This is a genomic window from Paenibacillus lutrae (genome assembly GCF_009757775.1).
GTDB classification, from domain to species: Bacteria; Bacillota; Bacilli; order Paenibacillales; family NBRC-103111; genus Paenibacillus_F; species Paenibacillus_F lutrae.
The window spans coordinates 1-528 of the sequence record NZ_RHLK01000042.1 but is presented as its reverse complement, the minus strand read 5'-3'; the positions used below and the strand labels follow the sequence as shown (position 1 = coordinate 528).

The following is a 528-nucleotide window of genomic DNA, read 5'->3' as shown; positions in this document are numbered from 1 at the left end:
ACTCTCCCAGGACCCTGCGGTCCAAGTACCATCGGCGCTGGAAGGCTTAACGGTCGTGTTCGGGATGGGTACGCGTGGTTCCCTTCCGCCATCGTCACCAAACGAATTGCGCGTGTTTCCGGAGTCGTCAAACTCCAGAAGGTTTGTATCTTGAAAGGTGCTTGCCCTTTCAAAACTGACAACGAGTGATTGAAGTTGTGAAGGCCGAAGCCTTCTTGACTGGGTGCGCTTCGGCACCCGAGTCTCCATAGAAAGGAGGTGATCCAGCCGCACCTTCCGATACGGCTACCTTNTTCGCGCCACTGAACATCCGAAGAAGATCAGGGCAGCAAAAAGTTTGAAAAGAGAGGAAATTCTCCTTTCAAAACTGACAACGAGTGATTGAAGTTGTGAAGGCCGAAGCCTTCTTGACTGGGTGCGATTCGGCACCCGAGTCTCCATAGAAAGGAGGTGATCCAGCCGCACCTTCCGATACGGCTACCTTGTTACGACTTCACCCCAATCATCTACCCCACCTTCGGCGGCTGG

General features: G+C 53.5%; 2 rRNA genes. Both read right to left on the bottom strand.

Annotated features, from left to right (window positions below):
• A 5S ribosomal RNA gene (gene rrf / locus EDM21_RS24495) occupies positions 1-102 on the bottom strand; the annotation flags it as partial.
• A gap of 341 nt (positions 103-443) precedes the next feature.
• Positions 444-528: ribosomal RNA gene (locus EDM21_RS24490) — 16S ribosomal RNA — on the bottom strand; the annotation flags it as partial.